This window comes from Acinetobacter sp. NIPH 817, from assembly GCF_000368405.1.
Lineage (GTDB): Bacteria > Pseudomonadota > Gammaproteobacteria > Pseudomonadales > Moraxellaceae > Acinetobacter.
Map to the genome: position 1 here is coordinate 1502259 of NZ_KB849420.1, position 15883 is coordinate 1518141.

The following is a 15883-nucleotide window of genomic DNA, read 5'->3' on the forward strand; positions in this document are numbered from 1 at the left end:
TAGATGAACAGTCATTAACTTCAAGTTAACGATTAATTTTATATTCGACGAATTTCTTCAAAAAACCAATCTAGACAGATTTTGACTTTGGGTAAATTTGCGTATTGTGGTCGGTACACTAAATAATAAGAAAAGGGCGATGAGAAGTGAATTTGAGGAAATAAACGTATCAAACGCCCGGTTTGTATATCTTTTTGCACCATAACACTACGCGCTAATGCAACACCATGTCCTTCCATTGCAGCCTGTAAAACTGCAGATGAACTGTTGATTTGCATACCACGGCTAATATTAATATCTTCTAACCCGACACTTTTTAGCCAAGATTGCCACCCTGGAAATTGTTGATGTTTTTCCATAGAAAGATCATGAATTAAAGTGATATTTTTCAGATCATTTGGGGTTAAGAGCGATGAATGTTCATTTAAAAATGCGGGTGAACATACAGGATAAACCTCTTCATCCATAAGTTTAATAGCTTCTAGCCCTTGCCAGTGTCCTTGACCATATCTGACACCCACATCGACTTTCTGCTCTAAAAAATCTACGGTTTTTAAGTTAATGTCTAAACGAATATCAATATCTGGATATTGTTTTTGAAAATGGTCAATTCTTGGTAACAGCCATTTTTCAGCAAATGCTGGACTCACTGCAATATTAAGAACACCTGATAGAGAATCTTGTTTTAATTTTTCTAAAGCCAAAGTGAGCTTATCAAAACCCGCCCGAATATCCGGTAAAACCGATTCAGCCAGTTCAGTAGCGACCAGTCGATTTTTACCGTTAGTTTGCCGATGAAACAACGGAAAACCTAACCAATCTTCAAGTGTACGTACCAATTGCCCCACCGCAGCAGGTGTCACATTCAACTCTTTTGCCGCAGCAGAAAAACTTTTATGTCGGGCACTTGCCTCAAAAGCACGAAGTGCATTCAAATAAACTGGTGAATTCATAACACTAAAGATTTTCTTTATTGAAGAAGCAGATTATCTCATTTGTGATTAAAAAATACTATTTCTAAAATAAACCTATATTGATTGAAATACCTCAGATTCACGAGTCAATCAATTTATTTTATTTAATCTTAAGGATATACACATGAGTAGATTTTCTTTAAAAGTTGCTATCGTTACGGGTGGCGGTTCTGGTATTGGTAAAGAAGTCGCAATTCGCTTGGTTCAAGAAGGCGCCAATGTTGTGATTGGTGGTCGCGATGAAAATAAATTGCAAAAAGCTGCCCATGAAATAGATCCAACAGGTGCAAAAGTTCGCTACTTTGCTGGTGATATAGCCGAACCCGAAACTGCAAAAAACTTAGTAAAAGTAGCATCTGAAGCATTTGGCGGTGTTGATATTCTTATCAATAATGCAGGTGTATTTAACCCAAAATCTTTCCTTGATATTACTGAAATAGAATACGACTGGTTTTTAGATACCATTTTGAAAGGCAAGTTTTTTATGGCGCAAGCTGCTGCTAAAGCCATGCAACAACGTGGAGGCGGCGCAATTGTACAAACAGGTTCGCTTTGGGCATTGCAAGCTGTAAAAGCAACCCCTTCTTCTGCTTACTCAGCAGCAAATGCAGGAGTACATGCACTCACTCATAACTTAGCCATTGAATTGGCCGAATCAAATATCCGCATTAATACCGTTGCACCGGGTGTAGTGGAAACACCGGTTTACAACACGTTTATGAGTGAAGATCAGGTTAAAGAAGCCTTACCAACTTTTAACTCATTCCATCCATTAGGCCGCAACGGTCAACCTGCTGACATTGCTGAAGCGATTTTATTCCTTGCATCATCCAATGCCTCATGGATTACAGGAACTATTCTTCCTGTAGATGGTGGTGTGATGGCTGGTCACTAAATTACCAACCACCCTGACCTGTTCAGTATAAGTTCAAGTTGATTAAAAGACCTTAGAGCATTAATTTTACTTGCTAATTCATTCTATTTATTTTGTTATTGAATAAAGAGAATTTAGTTTACGAGGAAAGTATTCATGTTGATCCATGCCGATTTTTCACAGGCTGTGATTGTCAAACCTGAAGACTATCACTGGGTGAAATCTCCCCGTGGGGAAGTTGATCGCGTCATGCTTGATCGTATTGGCGATGAAATAGCTCGTGCGACCAGTTTGGTGAAATACACACCGCATACAATCTTTCCTGAACATCGACATCATCATGGTGAAGAAATCCTCGTACTTTCAGGTGTATTTACTGAAAATCAAAATCAGCACTACCCCGCTGGATGGTATTTACGGAGTCCACATCAGTCGGTACATCAACCGTCGAGCGAAGAAGGTGCATTGATTTTTGTCAAACTTATGCAAATTCCTACGTCAGAAACGCAAACCTTACGGATCAATACCAACGATCCAACACAATGGCAAGAAATAGATTCGCGTTTAATTTGCACATTGGTTGATGCAAGTTATGAGCACACCTATTTAGAAAAACTCAAGCCGCAGCAACTTTTTATGGAAGATGCTGAGGGTGGAATCGAAATTTTGATTACCCAAGGTCAGATGGCCGATAAAGAAATGGTTTATGACGCTGGAACATGGATACGCCTACCTCCGAAAACACATGCCCATTTTCAAGCGGGTTTGTCTGGCGCTTCTATTTATGTAAAAACCGGACACCTAGCCTCAGCTATTGCTGAATATAATTAAAGGCTCGTTATGCTTCAAAATACCATGCACCGCCAAGTATTAATTCTGGCGAGTTCTCAATCACTTTTCCAAACCGTTTCCGTCATGGTCATGACCATTGGCGGCTTGGCTGGCGCTAATATTGCAAACATACCAACACTTGCAACGCTACCCATCGCATCTATGTTTTTGGGTACAGCCTTAATGATGTTCCCTGCATCAATGCTCATGGCACGTGTAGGACGACGTAATGGTTTTCTATTCGGCGCTTTCTTAGGTGTACTCGGCGGCATTATTGCATCAATCGGTATTTTTTATAGTTCACTCATGCTTCTGGCTTTGGGTACGCTATGTGTCGGGGCCTATCAGTCGTTTGCTCAGTTTTACCGTTTTGCTGCCAGTGAAGTGGCAACTGACGCGTTTCGCTCACGTGCTATTTCTTGGGTGATGGCAGGTGGAATTGTTGCAGCACTGATTGGTCCGACTTTAGCGCGTTTTGGTGGTCCCTTATTCCAACATTTAGAATATATCGGTTCATTTTTAATTATTAGTATTATCTCGCTTGTGGCAATGGGAATTTTATCTAGCCTACATATTGCCGATACAGTTGAGCAAAAGTCTGACTTTACGGCTGGTCGCCCATGGCAACAGATTGTCTTTCAACCGACCTATTTGGTTGCGTTATTTGGCGCAGTAACAGGCTACGGCATCATGATTTTAGGTATGACTGCCACACCAATTGCTATGCGACATTCACACCATGAACTTGGATCAATTACCACCGTCATTCAGCTACATGTGCTTGGTATGTTTCTACCTTCATTCTTTACTGGAAATTTAATTGCACGTTTTGGGGTGATTAAAATCATGTTTGCAGGTCTTTTATTATTTGCCTGTTATATCGGATTTGCTCTCTCAGGTATTCAGTTCGCATCTTTTGCAATTTCACTCATTTTATTAGGTGTGGGATGGAACTTTTTATTTATTGGTAGCACGTCTTTGCTTACCGGAACGTATACAGCGGCTGAAAAAGCCAAGGCTCAAGCCATTAACGACATGACTGTTTTTGTTGTGGGCTTAATTTGTTCGTTTAGTGCAGGTGCTTTACTGGATTTATTTGGCTGGGAAGCAATGAATATGGCTTTAATACCATGGCTGGTGATTGCCGCAGCTTCTCTCTTCTGGCTAAGCCAAAAAAGAGAAAAACAGCTTGCTTAAAATTCCTTTTAGCGCGGTTTATTCAACATCCATTCCAGATTTTGGCGAACCGCAGGCCACTCATGTTTTAAAATGCTGTAAACGTGAGTGTCCCTCAAAATATCATCTTTCACAATTTGATGGCTTCTTAGCACACCGTCTAGCTTTGCACCCAAGCGTACAATCGCGGCTTGACTTTGAACATTTAAAGAAGATGTGCGTAACTCAACAGCAATACAGTTTAAAGTCTCAAATGCATGAGCCAACAATAGCTTTTTACATTCAGTATTTACAGGCGTACGTTGTGCAGACTTTCGATACCATGTTGAGCCAATTTCTACACGGCGATGAGCTTCTTCAATATGCATTAAAGTTGTCATGCCCAGCGCTCGCCCCGTTTTTCGGTCTTCAATATAAAATGGCAACATAGAGCCAGATTTTTGCAAATCAAGACGTCTTTCAATTTCAGCAGTCATCTGTTCAGGTCTTGGCACACGGGTATACCAAAGATTATAGAGTTCCCCATCACAAACGGCCTCTACCAGTGATTCAGCCTGATTCACATCTAGCGGCTTTAAAATAACGTGTTCACCCACTAACTCAACAGGTATAGTCAAAGACATCTTTATCTCCTCAATTGATATTAAGCTTTTATATTTTCAAAATTATTTATTTAACTCAGCCACACTGTACATGGCATCGGCTATGGTTTGATGACCAGATTTTGATAGGCCATCTGCCGCACCTAGAATGTCTCGGCGTTCTTTGTTTTGCCCAAGTTTTGATTTTCCTTGCAGCTTAGTAATTTCAATTTCTATTCCTACAATCGCCTTTAACATCGGTTCAAGATAGTCTTTCGGTGCATCTGACATTTTCCATGGTTCAGGTTGAGATGCTTCATGGGTACGGGTTAAACGAGCCACTACACCGCGGACGTAACGTTCATCATCTCGAATGGTCACTTTGCCATAAGCATGCGCAACCCTATAGTTCCATGTCGGCACTTGTCTGTGCTGTTCATGTTTGGATGGGTACCAATTTGGTGAAATATAAGCATCGCCTGCTTGAAACACGACCAGCACCTCATCTCCATTTTTAATGTCCTGCCAAACACGGTTCATTCTAGATACATGTGCATGTAACACACCGAACACCCCTTCATTTGCCTGCAACTCAAATGGAAGATGATTTGCATCTAAGCCATTACTTCCATGAGTAAAAAGTACCCCAAATGGAGATTCTGTAATAAGAGAATGCAACACATCCAAACGGTTTTCTGCAAAATCATCGGGGATATACATAGCTAAAAACCTCACTGTAAATATCAGGGTTATTTATATTTTGTGTTGTAAATTTTCTGGTTTATGTGGTTTATTAAAAAGAACCACTTTGTATTTTTTTAAGTAGACCAGAATTATGGCAAGAATGGCAAAAGTTATTGAACTTCCGTGGATTGCAAAGATTGATAAAAGCCATGGAAAGATTAGTGCTCAGCTGACCCAAGCTTTACGTGAAGCTGTACAAAGTGGTGATTTACAGCCTGGCGATCCGTTGCCTTCTTCCCGTGAACTGGCTTTAACCTTAGGTGTCGCTCGCGGAACCATTATTGAAGCTTATGATCAGCTTTTAGCTGAAGGTGTATTTGACTCTCAACCACGAAATGGCACTTACGTGTCTCATGCTTTGGTTAAAACATCTGCAATACAACATTCATCAAAAGAAAATAAACCTAACTCGATATCTTTGACCAAATCGGCAAGTTCTTATGCCCAAGTGCTTGATGAATTTAAGCCACTTCCTCATGTTCCTTTTGCGGTATCTGTCCCTGTCGGTCGTACTCAACCAAGTGATATCTGGCGTAAATTTGGTAATAAATTTAGATCTCGGGGAGCAGGTGTTCCTTCAGGTTATGGTGAACCTCAAGGCGTGCTATCACTCAGAATTGCTATAGCAGACTATGTACGCCGATCACGCTCTGTTCACTGCGAACCTGACCAAATTGTGATTACTCCTGGCATTCAACAGTCACTTTATATTTGCAGTCAGATTTTATTTGAAGCAAAAGATGAAGTTTGGGTTGAAGATCCAGCTTATCGGGGTACAACGGCTATTTTTGAGCATGCTGTACAAAACATTCGTATGGTACGTGTTCCTGTTGATGAAGAAGGCATTCAGGTTGAAACTGGCATTAAGCTTGCAAAACATGCACGTGCTGCTTTTGTGACGCCATCTCATCAATACCCACTTGGTATGCCAATGAGCCTAGCAAGACGTACTGCTTTATTAGCTTGGGCAAAACAGCAAAATGCATGGATCATTGAAGATGACTATGACAGCGAACTTCGTTATAACGGCCAGCCTTTCCCATCTTTACAAGGCATGGCACCCGACCAAGTGATTTATTTGGGTACTTTCAGCAAAGTGTTATTTCCATCCCTTAGACTTGGCTATGCAGTGTTGCCTAAAGAATTGGTAGCTCCTTTTTGTGGGCTTAGAGTCTTAATTGATCGGCACCCGCCTGCTGCCGATCAGCATGTTTTAGCTGCTTTTATTCAAGAAGGCTATTTAGAGCGGCATATTCGACGGACTCGGAATGTCTATGCAGAAGTTCGAGAATACATTATTGGCTTGATTGAAAAATATATACCCCAAGAGCTGGCTTGGTTACAGCTAGGCGATCAAGGCATGCATATGGTGTTATGGCTTGCTCAGTATATTAATGATATTGACGTTGCAAGCTCGGCAGTCGATGCAGGCATTGCCATTAAAGCAATTTCACCGACATTTTCAAAAGAACAACAACGTCCGGGGTTAATTGTTGGCTTAGGCGATTTTGAACCTGAGCTGATGAGACAAGCCATTAAAAAACTATCAAAGATTATTCAACAACATGCCAAGCCGACTTAGACAAAGCCTACAAAAGCAACCATAGATGAATCGCAAATGGCCCAATGAGTACCATTAAAATACCGGCAATAACCATAGTCAAACTAGCAATTACACCTTCTTCGCTATTACGCTGCTGTGCTCTGACTGTACCAAAACCATGGGCTGCATTACCAAAAGCTGCCCCATTGGCTACATTAGAACGGATTTTAGTAATCGCTAAAATCGCATCGCCGCAAATCATACCGACCAAACCCGTAATAACGGTAAATAGTGAAACCAATGCTGCCGAACCGTGAATATCTTCCGCTAAAATCATGGCAAATGGTGTTGAAATAGAACGGGCCATCAAACTGTTGGTGACTTCAGGGCTAAAGTGAAACCACTGTGCCATTTCATAGGCAGACATTACGCCTACACTCATGCCCACAATAATTGCAATCGAGAGAACTCCGAGATTTTTACGAATCGTTTCCCGATAGCGATAAATCGGTACAGCGAAAGCAACCGTTGCAGGCCCTAATAAATTAACAATCCACTGCGTATCTTCTGCATAAGTTTGATATGAAATTCCAAAAATCGTCATCAAAATAATGGTGAGTACAGGCACACTAATCGCAGGCGACAACCAAAGTTTTGGATTTTTCTGATAGATTCGCTTTGCCACAACATAGGCGACCAAAGTCCAGATCAGACAAAGGATTGACCAAATATTCATATGGTTTGCCCTTTAGATATGCTTATGTTGAAGACGTTTTCGAGCCTGTAAATAAGCTTTCAAACGATTGTAATAGTGAATGGTCAGACATGTACTGAGCATGACTGAAATAGTCCCAACCGCAATGCTCAAAACAATTTGCCAGCCTTCGGTCATAAACAAAGTTTTATACTGAACTACGGCAACCACAACAGGCACGAAAAACAGCAACAGTTCACCTAAAACAACGGTTGCTCCCATTGCCACCTGATCCATTTTGATAATTTTAAAGAACAGGCATAAAAGCAATAAAAACATCCCTAAAATGCCTGCCGACACAGGTATGCCAAGTTTTTGATGTAAGAGATATCCTACCCACCAAAATCCAGCCAAAATCAAAATTTGTTTAATTAAAACTAAAAGTGAAGGTTGTGTGGGTGTTCCGGAAGCAGATTCAGTACTCATTTTGCGAAATTAAATGGTTAACTACACCATTATGCTATCTTGGTTAAAGCTGCTAAATATGAATTATTCATGTTAAAATTATTCAAAAATGGAATAATCTATTCTTTATTATGCTTTCTCTAAAATCATTACAATGCTTCGTTACACTGGTAAAAACTAAAAGCTTTACCCGTGCTGCTGACGAGTTATATCTGACTCAGCCCACCATTAGTAAAATAATACAACAGCTTGAAGAACAGCTTCAGGTCCAACTTTTGGTCAAACCCGATCACGGCCGAAAAAGACAAATTGAATTAACCCAAATTGGAGAACGTATTTATCAACATGCAGTCGAGCTTCTTCAGGCAGAACAGAACATCTTTCTTGAGATAGAAAATTATCAACAATTAAAAACAGGGACTTTAAAACTTGGCGTTCCGCCTTTAGGTTCGCAGCTTCTAACAACTGCCTTGTTTGATTATCACCAACAGTGGCCTGATATTGAATTGGCTTTTATGGAAGTGGGTTCACGCGGTATTGAACAAGCTTTACTTAATAACGAGTTAGATGTTGGTGTTTTATTGCAGCCTTTTGATACGCAAATTTTCAATAGCATTGAGCTATGTAACTATCCTTTAATGGTTCTCTTACGTCGGGATGCCACTTGGGCAACTCGTAAAAAAATAAATCTAGAAGAGCTACAACACCAATCATTTTTAATGTTTCCTGAAAATTTCTCTTTAAACAGTATTATTCTCGACGCATGTAAGCAGCATGGTTTCTATCCGACCATTGCGTGTCGTACTAGCCAATGGCATCTTCTGGCAGACATGGTGTTACAACGTATGGGAATCGCACTTCTTCCTCAATATTATACCGATATGCTTGACCCTAGTTTATTTGCAGCAGTACCACTCGAAAAACCAAATATTCAATGGCACTTAGTCATGGCTTGGAAAAAGAATCTTCCTGCCTCACCAGCAGTTCAAGCTTGGCTGAGCATTGTTCGCCAACATTTTCAGCACATTAAAGCTTAATTTAAAAACCGATAAAGCTTTTCCACAAAAAAGCTACCCAATCTTGGCTTAGCTCACTTAGACTAGATCCGATTGTTTTATGACATGGACAATAACAATGAATAACGAGCATTTTAAGCTGTACACAGATTCACAATTTCTAAGTCCCTACGCGTTTACAGTTTTTGTAGGGTTATATGAAAAACAAATTCCATTTGAAATAGCAACCATCAACTTAGGCCAGCAAGGCCAGTTTGAAAAATCTTATGTAGCAAAGTCATTAACTGCCAAAGTGCCTGTACTTGAGCATAATGATTTTGCTTTATCAGAATCTTCTGCCATTTTGGAATATCTTGAAGAGCTTTATCCAGATACATCTATTTATCCAAAAGATATTCAAGCACGTGCAAGAGCAAGACAAATTCAGGCATGGCTCCGATCCGACTTAGTTGCACTAAGAACTGAACGACCAACCGATGTTATTTTTATTCAGCCGAAGTCCACTCCACTTTCAGAAGAAGGCAAAAAAGCTGCGGAGAAACTGTTCTTTGTTGCAGAAAAACTTCTTGCATCTGATGCCAAATTTCTTTTTGGTTCATGGAGCATTGTGGATGCTGAACTTGCCCTAATGTTACAACGTCTTATTCAAAATGGTGATGCTGTACCAGAACGTTTAAAAAACTATGCATTACAGCAATGGCAACGGCCGAGCGTACAAAAATGGCTTGCATTACGACATAAATAAATCCTTTTATTTACACCAAACATGAGATAAAAAATGAGTGATTCAAACTATATTCCTCCACAAGTTTGGCAATGGACTGGAGAGAAAACCGATTTAAACCAACCTACCTCAGGTGCGCGTTACGAGCATACACTTCCAGTAGGGAAACATCCGCTCCAGCTCTATTCTTTAGCAACGCCTAATGGTCAAAAAGTCACTATTTTGCTAGAAGAGCTTTTAGCGTTAGGACATCAGGATGCTGAATATGATGCTTGGCTGATTAAAATCGGAGAAGGACAGCAATTTGGTAGTGGCTTTGTAGAAGTTAATCCTAACTCTAAAATTCCAGCATTAGTTGACCATAGCCAAAACCCACCATTAAGAGTGTTTGAATCTGGCTCAATTTTGCTTTACTTGGCTGAAAAATTTAAAGCATTCATTCCGACTGATATTGCTGCACGTACTGAATGCCTTAATTGGTTATTCTGGCAAATGGGCAGCGCGCCTTACCTAGGTGGCGGTTTTGGACATTTTTATGCTTATGCACCTGTTAAAGTTGAATATGCAATTAACCGCTTTGCTTTGGAAACGAAACGTTTACTTGATGTGTTAGATCAGCATCTAGCAAAGCATGAATATTTAGCAGGTTCTGAATATAGCATCGCTGATATTGCGGCGTTCCCTTGGTATGGCGGTCTTGTTAAAAACTGGGTGTATAACGGCGCGGAGTTTTTAGGGGTCGATCAATATAAAAATGTTCAACGTTGGGCAGATGCGATTTTAGCACGCCCAGCGGTTCAACGCGGTCGTATGGTCAATCGTACTTTTGGTGATTTAGCAACCCAGTTGCATGAACGCCATGATGCGAGTGATTTTGAGACCAAGACTCAAGATAAAGTTTAATCATCATTTTTAAACAAAACCCACTTTTGCTCAAAAAGTGGGTTTTGTCATTCTTTCAATAAAAATCTTATTGATGTAAAGAAAGTCCCTTTATTGCTTTATCAACTGCCTTTTTAGGTCCTCTTAACGCCACTCCGACTAAATTTAATTGATTCGCATCGTCAGCCAAAAAAACCGCCCGATTATCCTCATCATTTCCTGTAGAAAACATGGCATGTACATAGGGAATTATCGTTAAATCTTGCTCAATTGCTTTGCGATGCGCTTTTTGCAGTCCTGATAAATCTCCCTCAAATACCAACATCGGCTGCCCTAACATGTTGCCATACTCATAGCCATTCGCATCGATATAAGGTTTACCCAACATTTCAGGTACAGCAGAGGCAATCCCCGTTGCTAAAAAAGCCACCACATTTAATCTCTGCCACGTCGCAAGATCATTACGGACAATAAGCGCAATTTTTGTGTCAAACATAAACCTCTTTCCTGAATCATAACTTTAACTCGCTCATCATGACTCACTCAGATTTTTCTCGTCTTGTACGTTTGTGCAGGAGCCATCACAAACGTACAAGACCCTAAATTTACGAGCCACTATGCTGGGTTGTTTTTGTTTCAGTAGATACGTTATGGAAATCTTTTTTTATACCTTGAGTGTGATGTATAGCCCCGGTCCAGTAAATTTTATGGGGCTAAATGCTGGGCTTACCGGACAATTCAAAAGAACAATTTATTTTTTTATGGGAGTCGGTTGTGCAATGCTGATGTTATTCATGATTTTTGGATATATCGGCGCCGCGATCATTCCACAAAATGCCTTGCACTATATTGCTTTGTTTGGCGCGTGTTATACATTTTACCTTTCATATCAAATGCTAAAGTCAGATATTGATATGAGTGATGAAGCCACTGAAGTTCAGGTGCTTTCGTTCTGGAATGGTTTTTGGATACAAGCTTTAAACCCAAAAGGGATTTTAGTCATTTTGCCTGTTACAACCATTATGTACCCCACAGCACACATCATTGGCGTTCAAATCTTCTTCGTATCATTGCTCATTTCCATAGGTGCCGCAGGCGCGCCCTGCCTTTACTCTTGGGCAGGTGCAGTGTTAGGTAAAAAAATTAAAAATAAAATCTGGTTTAATCGTATAAACCAAGCCATGGGATTGATGCTAATCGTTTCTGGCATATTTATGCTTTATGATTTTTTGAAAGGCATGAACCTAATTTAAAATAAAGTCTATGTCAGCCTAAACAGGCTGGCTTTGAAATAACTTGTTTAAGAAGAGAGCTTATTGATCATCCGCCATCTGGCTGGAGTCAATCCAAATGCTTTTAGAAAATGACGTGTCATGTGGCTTTGATCAAAAAATCCTGCAATCAATGAAGCTTGAGTTAAGGACTCTCCATACATCAAACAAGACTTCACAACTTCCAGCCTACGCATGGTCATATATCGATGTGGACTTGTACCAAACAGCAGTCGAAAATCTCTTGAAAGACTCCAGCGGTCTCGTCCCACATTTTTTTCAATATCATCTAAAGAGATATTTTCATATAAAGAAGCATGTATAAATTCTCTAGCGCGCTCCGCTGCGACATAGTCATAAGAATGTGAGGTGCGCTGATTATTACCAGAAATTTCGTAAAGTGTGGTTGCCAGATCATATAAAGCATCTTGTTTTTCTAAAGGATCAATATGCTGGTCCATCCCCTGTAATAAAACATCAGTTGCCTTAAATAAACGGGGATCCTGACTCAAGCCATTTTCAAAAAATGGTAAAGGTTTCCCCTTCATAATTTCCTGTAGGGTTGCAGGTTCTACATATACCATCCGATATCTAAAACCATCTCGACTACCTGACTCTCCATCATGTTTTTCATCAGGATGTAAAACCATCGTCATACCCGGCTGGCTATGTTTCATCTCTCCACGATAATGAAAGCTTTGAACACCTGTTAATGTTCGACCAATTGCAAAAGTATCGTGGCGATGCGACTCATAAGCATGATCGGTAAAAAAGGCTTCAATTCGCTCAAGACTATTCGGGTCAGAATTTCTAACAATCCAATCATTTGCATTGGGTAATTCAATCACATATTCACCAAAATTTTATATGCGCTAGAGAGCATTCTATCTATACGTTATACGCTATCGTTATTTTGAAAAATAGCCTGTATATAACTCATTCAGCCATGCGACAAAAACTCGTACGCGTGGCGAGAGCTGCCTGTGCTGCGGATATAAAGCAGAAACTGACATCTTCGGGATTTCCCATTCAGATAAAACCTCAATCAGTTGCCCATCTTTTAATTCATTCGCCACATGATAGCGAGGTACCTGAATTAAGCCTGCCCCACGTAAAGCAGATAATACATAGTTTTCAGTATCATTTACCGCGATCCAACTTTTCAAAAAATAATCTTGTTTTTTGCCATTCACCATCAGTTCAAATGGATAATTTCGTCCACCTGATGTCGAGAAGAAATTAACACAATAATGTGATAACAACTCTTCTGGTTGCAAAGGTGTTCCATGTTTATTTAAATAGTCAGGACTTGCACAAATGACTTGTGGCATATCGACCAAATGTCTAGCAATTAAAGTGGAATCATCCAAACGCCCCGCTCTCACCACACAGTCTATCCCTTCCCGAATCAGATCAACCAGACGATCACCCGTACTAATTACGAGTTCAATGTCGGGATACAACTCGTGAAATTGGTCGATATTGGGTAAAACAATTTTAGTTGCATGTGCGCCTGATAAATCGACACGTAATAAGCCTCGTGGCTGTGCAACGACATTACGGAGTGACGATTCAGCATCATCCAGTTCAGATAATATTTGTGTGCAGCGCTCATAAAATGCCTGTCCATCGAGTGATGGCCTGACATGCCGAGTCGTACGCTCTAGCAAACGACACTGTAAATTATTCTCTAACTCTTTAATGGCATTACTTGCTGTAGCGCGTGGGATACTTAGCTGATCAGCTGCCTGGCTAAAACTACCCAGCTCTACGATGCGGGTAAAAAGTTGCAAGGTATCAAATTTATCCATAATGCTCGCTTTTAACCCTATCTATTATTAATATATATGGAATTATCTTATCCAATTATGAAGATTTATCCCATATTTCTATATTATTAAAATAAGCCATACTTACTCAAACAGGCAATCTAAAAATGAATATTTCAAAAAAGACAGCTCTTGTTACTGGTGCATCACGTGGTATTGGCCGTGCTATAGCAGAACGTTTAGCTCAAGATGGTTTTTATGTGATTGTTAACTATGCGGGTAATAAGGTGCATGCCCAAGCAACTGTAGAACAAATTATTGAGCAAGGTGGTCAAGCCTCAGCTATTCAAGCGGATGTTGCAAATGAACATGAGGTCAGCCGTTTATTTCAGCAGACAAAAGCCATTAACGGTCAATTAGATGTCGTGGTCCATAGCGCGGGCATTATGCCTATGGCAAAAATTACACCTGAAGCCCTGCCTGATTTCGATAAAGTAATTCATACCAATTTACGGGGTGCATTTTTAATATTGGCACATGCAGCCGAAACAGTGCCGGATGGTGGCCGAATTATTACGCTTTCAACCAGTGTAATTGCTAAATCTTTTCCAGCATATGGCCCCTATATTGCATCCAAAGCAGGTGTAGAAAGCTTGGTACATGTGTTAGCAAATGAGTTACGCGGCCGAAATGTTACTGTAAATGCAGTTGCCCCTGGTCCAACAGGTACTGAGCTTTTTTACAATGGAAAAACTGATGAACAAGTGGCCACGATTGCAAAACTTGCCCCATTGGAAAGAATTGGAACACCTGAAGAAATTGCCAGTGTAGTTGCCATGCTAGCTGGCCCAGATGGCCGTTGGATAAATTCACAAGTCATTCGAGTAAATGGTGGATTTGCTTAATTTTTTTAAATTAAATTTAATCTAAGTTTGGAATATGTAAAGTATATTCCAAACTTATAAATGGCTATGATGTGAAACGTAACAAGTCTAATTAGAGAAATAATTCCCAAATCAATCTCAATGCAATCCCAATTAATAAAACTCCCATCACTCGCTCAAAATAAACCCCAAACTCTAAAAAACGTTTACGTACAATAGGCTGTGCAAACAGCACACTCACCACCATAAACCAAATAGCATTAACCATACACATCCACACTCCATAAAAAACCTGAACTTTCATCGGTGTGGGGGTACTTACAATCGTCGTAAAAATTGCCAGAAAAAAGATGGTGGCTTTCGGGTTTAATGCATTAGTTAAGAAACCCATCGTAAAAGCTTTAAATAAACTTGGCGTGTCACTGTCTGTTTGACCATTAATCTCAAGATTTGTATTCGGCTGACTACGTAAACACTGCCATCCCAAATAAATCAAATAAGCTGCTCCCGCTGTTCTGATAAGTGACATGAGCCATTCGCTTTGCTGGATTAAAAAACCGATCCCAACCAAGGTATAAAACACATGTACTGAAATCCCAACACCAATACCAATTGCAGTCAGACATCCAACTAAGTAGCCATAGCGCACACTTTGTCGGACCGTAATTACAAAATCTGGTCCCGGTAAAATAACAGCCAAAAAATGAATAAGAGCTAAAGTTAAAAACTCATGTCCATACAACTGCCACATCTATTCAATCTCCTCAGCTACGCTATAACTAACACTTAGTTTTCCTTTCTTAAACTGATAAGACTGAATATTTATAGAGCCAATATCCCCTAATGCTGCGACATGAGTTCCACCACAAGGAAATGCAGGAAACTCGCCAAAGCTGATTTCACGAAAACCCTCAGCATATTGATGCAGATTGGCGGGAACATTAGCTTGAATATATTGAGAACATTTGTTCTGAAGCATTTCAGCATCAAGTTGTTCAACCGTGTCTAGAGGAATAAACTGAACCCTAGCATCATTAGGCCAGTGCTGAGCCTTTGTGGCTTGCCAGCCGAATAAATGCATTACATGGGCAATAAGATGCCCAGCCGAATGTAATCGACTATGATAATGGCGTTTCTTTTCATCCACTTGTGCTAATGCCGCTCCTAACCCAACAGGCTGCGTACAGTAATGAATGATTTCCCCTTGTTCAATCCCAACATGAATAACATCTGCCTCTGCAATTTTTCCCGTATCACTTGGCTGTCCACCACCTTGAGGATGAAATGGTGTTGCTGATAAACGCACTGCAAAACGTCCATCTTCACATGGGTTACATGCTAGAATTTCAATCTCAGCACTTAGTACACCTTTTAAATATAATGCTTGTGTCATACTTTTTCACACACCCCTTAAGATGAAAAAGATTGTATTGCGATTTCTTAGGCGCGATAATC

At 40.2% G+C, this 15883-nt stretch carries 19 protein-coding genes; 9 read left to right on the forward strand and 10 right to left on the reverse strand.

Going from position 1 to position 15883, the window contains the following annotated elements; genetic code table 11:
- Nucleotides 1–38: 38 nt before the first annotated feature.
- The gene (gene gcvA, locus F968_RS10730; protein WP_004792978.1) at nucleotides 39–953 is read right to left on the reverse strand and encodes a transcriptional regulator GcvA; all 915 of its coding nucleotides are present in this window, start codon (nucleotides 951–953) and stop codon (nucleotides 39–41) included.
- 145 nt (nucleotides 954–1098) lie between these two features.
- On the opposite strand from gcvA, the gene F968_RS10735 reads away from it, so the two are divergent.
- From F968_RS10735 to F968_RS10745, 3 genes are all read left to right on the forward strand, one after another.
- Entirely contained in the window at nucleotides 1099–1869 is a 771-nt protein-coding gene (locus tag F968_RS10735; RefSeq protein WP_004792980.1) for an SDR family NAD(P)-dependent oxidoreductase, read from the forward strand.
- A gap of 135 nt (nucleotides 1870–2004) precedes the next feature.
- Nucleotides 2005–2679 carry a cupin domain-containing protein gene (locus F968_RS10740; RefSeq protein ID WP_004792982.1) on the forward strand — a complete coding sequence of 225 codons (675 nt, stop codon included), beginning with the start codon at nucleotides 2005–2007 and terminating at the stop codon, nucleotides 2677–2679.
- A 9-nt stretch (nucleotides 2680–2688) separates the two neighbouring features.
- The gene (locus F968_RS10745) at nucleotides 2689–3876 is read left to right on the forward strand and encodes an MFS transporter (RefSeq protein WP_004792984.1); all 1188 of its coding nucleotides are present in this window, start codon (nucleotides 2689–2691) and stop codon (nucleotides 3874–3876) included.
- A gap of 8 nt (nucleotides 3877–3884) precedes the next feature.
- On the opposite strand, the gene F968_RS10750 is transcribed toward F968_RS10745, so the two are convergent.
- Both F968_RS10750 and F968_RS10755 read right to left on the reverse strand, forming a co-directional pair.
- A complete protein-coding gene (locus F968_RS10750) occupies nucleotides 3885–4478 on the reverse strand; it encodes a GNAT family N-acetyltransferase (protein ID WP_004792986.1) in 594 nt (197 codons plus the stop codon).
- Between the two features lie 42 nt (nucleotides 4479–4520).
- Nucleotides 4521–5156, reverse strand: coding sequence for an FMN-binding negative transcriptional regulator (locus F968_RS10755; RefSeq protein WP_004792988.1), 636 nt, complete (start codon nucleotides 5154–5156; stop codon nucleotides 4521–4523).
- 115 nt (nucleotides 5157–5271) lie between these two features.
- Here F968_RS10755 and F968_RS10760 point away from each other — a divergent pair, with 115 nt between their 5' ends.
- Entirely contained in the window at nucleotides 5272–6762 is a 1491-nt protein-coding gene (locus tag F968_RS10760) for a MocR-like pyridoxine biosynthesis transcription factor PdxR (RefSeq protein WP_004792990.1), read from the forward strand.
- A 7-nt stretch (nucleotides 6763–6769) separates the two neighbouring features.
- Here F968_RS10760 and F968_RS10765 read toward each other — a convergent pair whose 3' ends face one another.
- Both F968_RS10765 and F968_RS10770 read right to left on the reverse strand, forming a co-directional pair.
- Nucleotides 6770–7459 (reverse strand): LrgB family protein, encoded by a 690-nt coding sequence (locus F968_RS10765; protein ID WP_004792992.1) that lies wholly within the window; start codon nucleotides 7457–7459, stop codon nucleotides 6770–6772.
- Nucleotides 7460–7471: 12 nt separating this feature from the next.
- Nucleotides 7472–7903, reverse strand: coding sequence for a CidA/LrgA family protein (locus tag F968_RS10770; RefSeq protein ID WP_004792994.1), 432 nt, complete (start codon nucleotides 7901–7903; stop codon nucleotides 7472–7474).
- 110 nt (nucleotides 7904–8013) lie between these two features.
- On the opposite strand from F968_RS10770, the gene F968_RS10775 reads away from it, so the two are divergent.
- From F968_RS10775 to yghU, 3 genes are all read left to right on the forward strand, one after another.
- On the forward strand, nucleotides 8014–8919 hold the full coding sequence (locus F968_RS10775) for a LysR family transcriptional regulator (protein WP_004792995.1): 906 nt from the start codon (nucleotides 8014–8016) through the stop codon (nucleotides 8917–8919).
- 97 nt (nucleotides 8920–9016) lie between these two features.
- Nucleotides 9017–9643: a glutathione transferase gene (gene yfcF / locus F968_RS10780; protein WP_004792997.1), complete on the forward strand. Its 627-nt coding sequence runs from the start codon at nucleotides 9017–9019 to the stop codon at nucleotides 9641–9643.
- Nucleotides 9644–9676: 33 nt separating this feature from the next.
- Entirely contained in the window at nucleotides 9677–10525 is an 849-nt protein-coding gene (gene yghU, locus F968_RS10785) for a glutathione-dependent disulfide-bond oxidoreductase (RefSeq protein WP_004792999.1), read from the forward strand.
- A gap of 67 nt (nucleotides 10526–10592) precedes the next feature.
- On the opposite strand, the gene F968_RS10790 is transcribed toward yghU, so the two are convergent.
- A complete protein-coding gene (locus F968_RS10790) occupies nucleotides 10593–11000 on the reverse strand; it encodes a DUF2000 domain-containing protein (RefSeq protein ID WP_004793001.1) in 408 nt (135 codons plus the stop codon).
- Nucleotides 11001–11154: 154 nt separating this feature from the next.
- On the opposite strand from F968_RS10790, the gene F968_RS10795 reads away from it, so the two are divergent.
- On the forward strand, nucleotides 11155–11757 hold the full coding sequence (locus F968_RS10795; protein WP_034596252.1) for a LysE family translocator: 603 nt from the start codon (nucleotides 11155–11157) through the stop codon (nucleotides 11755–11757).
- A 47-nt stretch (nucleotides 11758–11804) separates the two neighbouring features.
- Here F968_RS10795 and F968_RS10800 read toward each other — a convergent pair whose 3' ends face one another.
- Together F968_RS10800 and F968_RS10805 are read right to left on the reverse strand one after the other, a co-directional pair.
- Nucleotides 11805–12623 carry an AraC family transcriptional regulator gene (locus tag F968_RS10800; protein ID WP_004793004.1) on the reverse strand — a complete coding sequence of 273 codons (819 nt, stop codon included), beginning with the start codon at nucleotides 12621–12623 and terminating at the stop codon, nucleotides 11805–11807.
- Nucleotides 12624–12683: 60 nt separating this feature from the next.
- Nucleotides 12684–13586 carry a LysR family transcriptional regulator gene (locus F968_RS10805; protein ID WP_004793006.1) on the reverse strand — a complete coding sequence of 301 codons (903 nt, stop codon included), beginning with the start codon at nucleotides 13584–13586 and terminating at the stop codon, nucleotides 12684–12686.
- A 125-nt stretch (nucleotides 13587–13711) separates the two neighbouring features.
- On the opposite strand from F968_RS10805, the gene F968_RS10810 reads away from it, so the two are divergent.
- Nucleotides 13712–14449, forward strand: a complete 738-nt coding sequence (locus F968_RS10810; RefSeq protein ID WP_004793008.1) for an SDR family oxidoreductase — start codon at nucleotides 13712–13714, stop codon at nucleotides 14447–14449.
- A 91-nt stretch (nucleotides 14450–14540) separates the two neighbouring features.
- Here the strand turns inward: F968_RS10810 and F968_RS10815 are convergent, their stop codons facing one another.
- Together F968_RS10815 and F968_RS10820 are read right to left on the reverse strand one after the other, a co-directional pair.
- Nucleotides 14541–15179: a LysE family translocator gene (locus F968_RS10815; protein ID WP_004793009.1), complete on the reverse strand. Its 639-nt coding sequence runs from the start codon at nucleotides 15177–15179 to the stop codon at nucleotides 14541–14543.
- Entirely contained in the window at nucleotides 15180–15821 is a 642-nt protein-coding gene (locus F968_RS10820; protein WP_004793011.1) for an alanyl-tRNA editing protein, read from the reverse strand.
- Nucleotides 15822–15883: the final 62 nt, after the last annotated feature.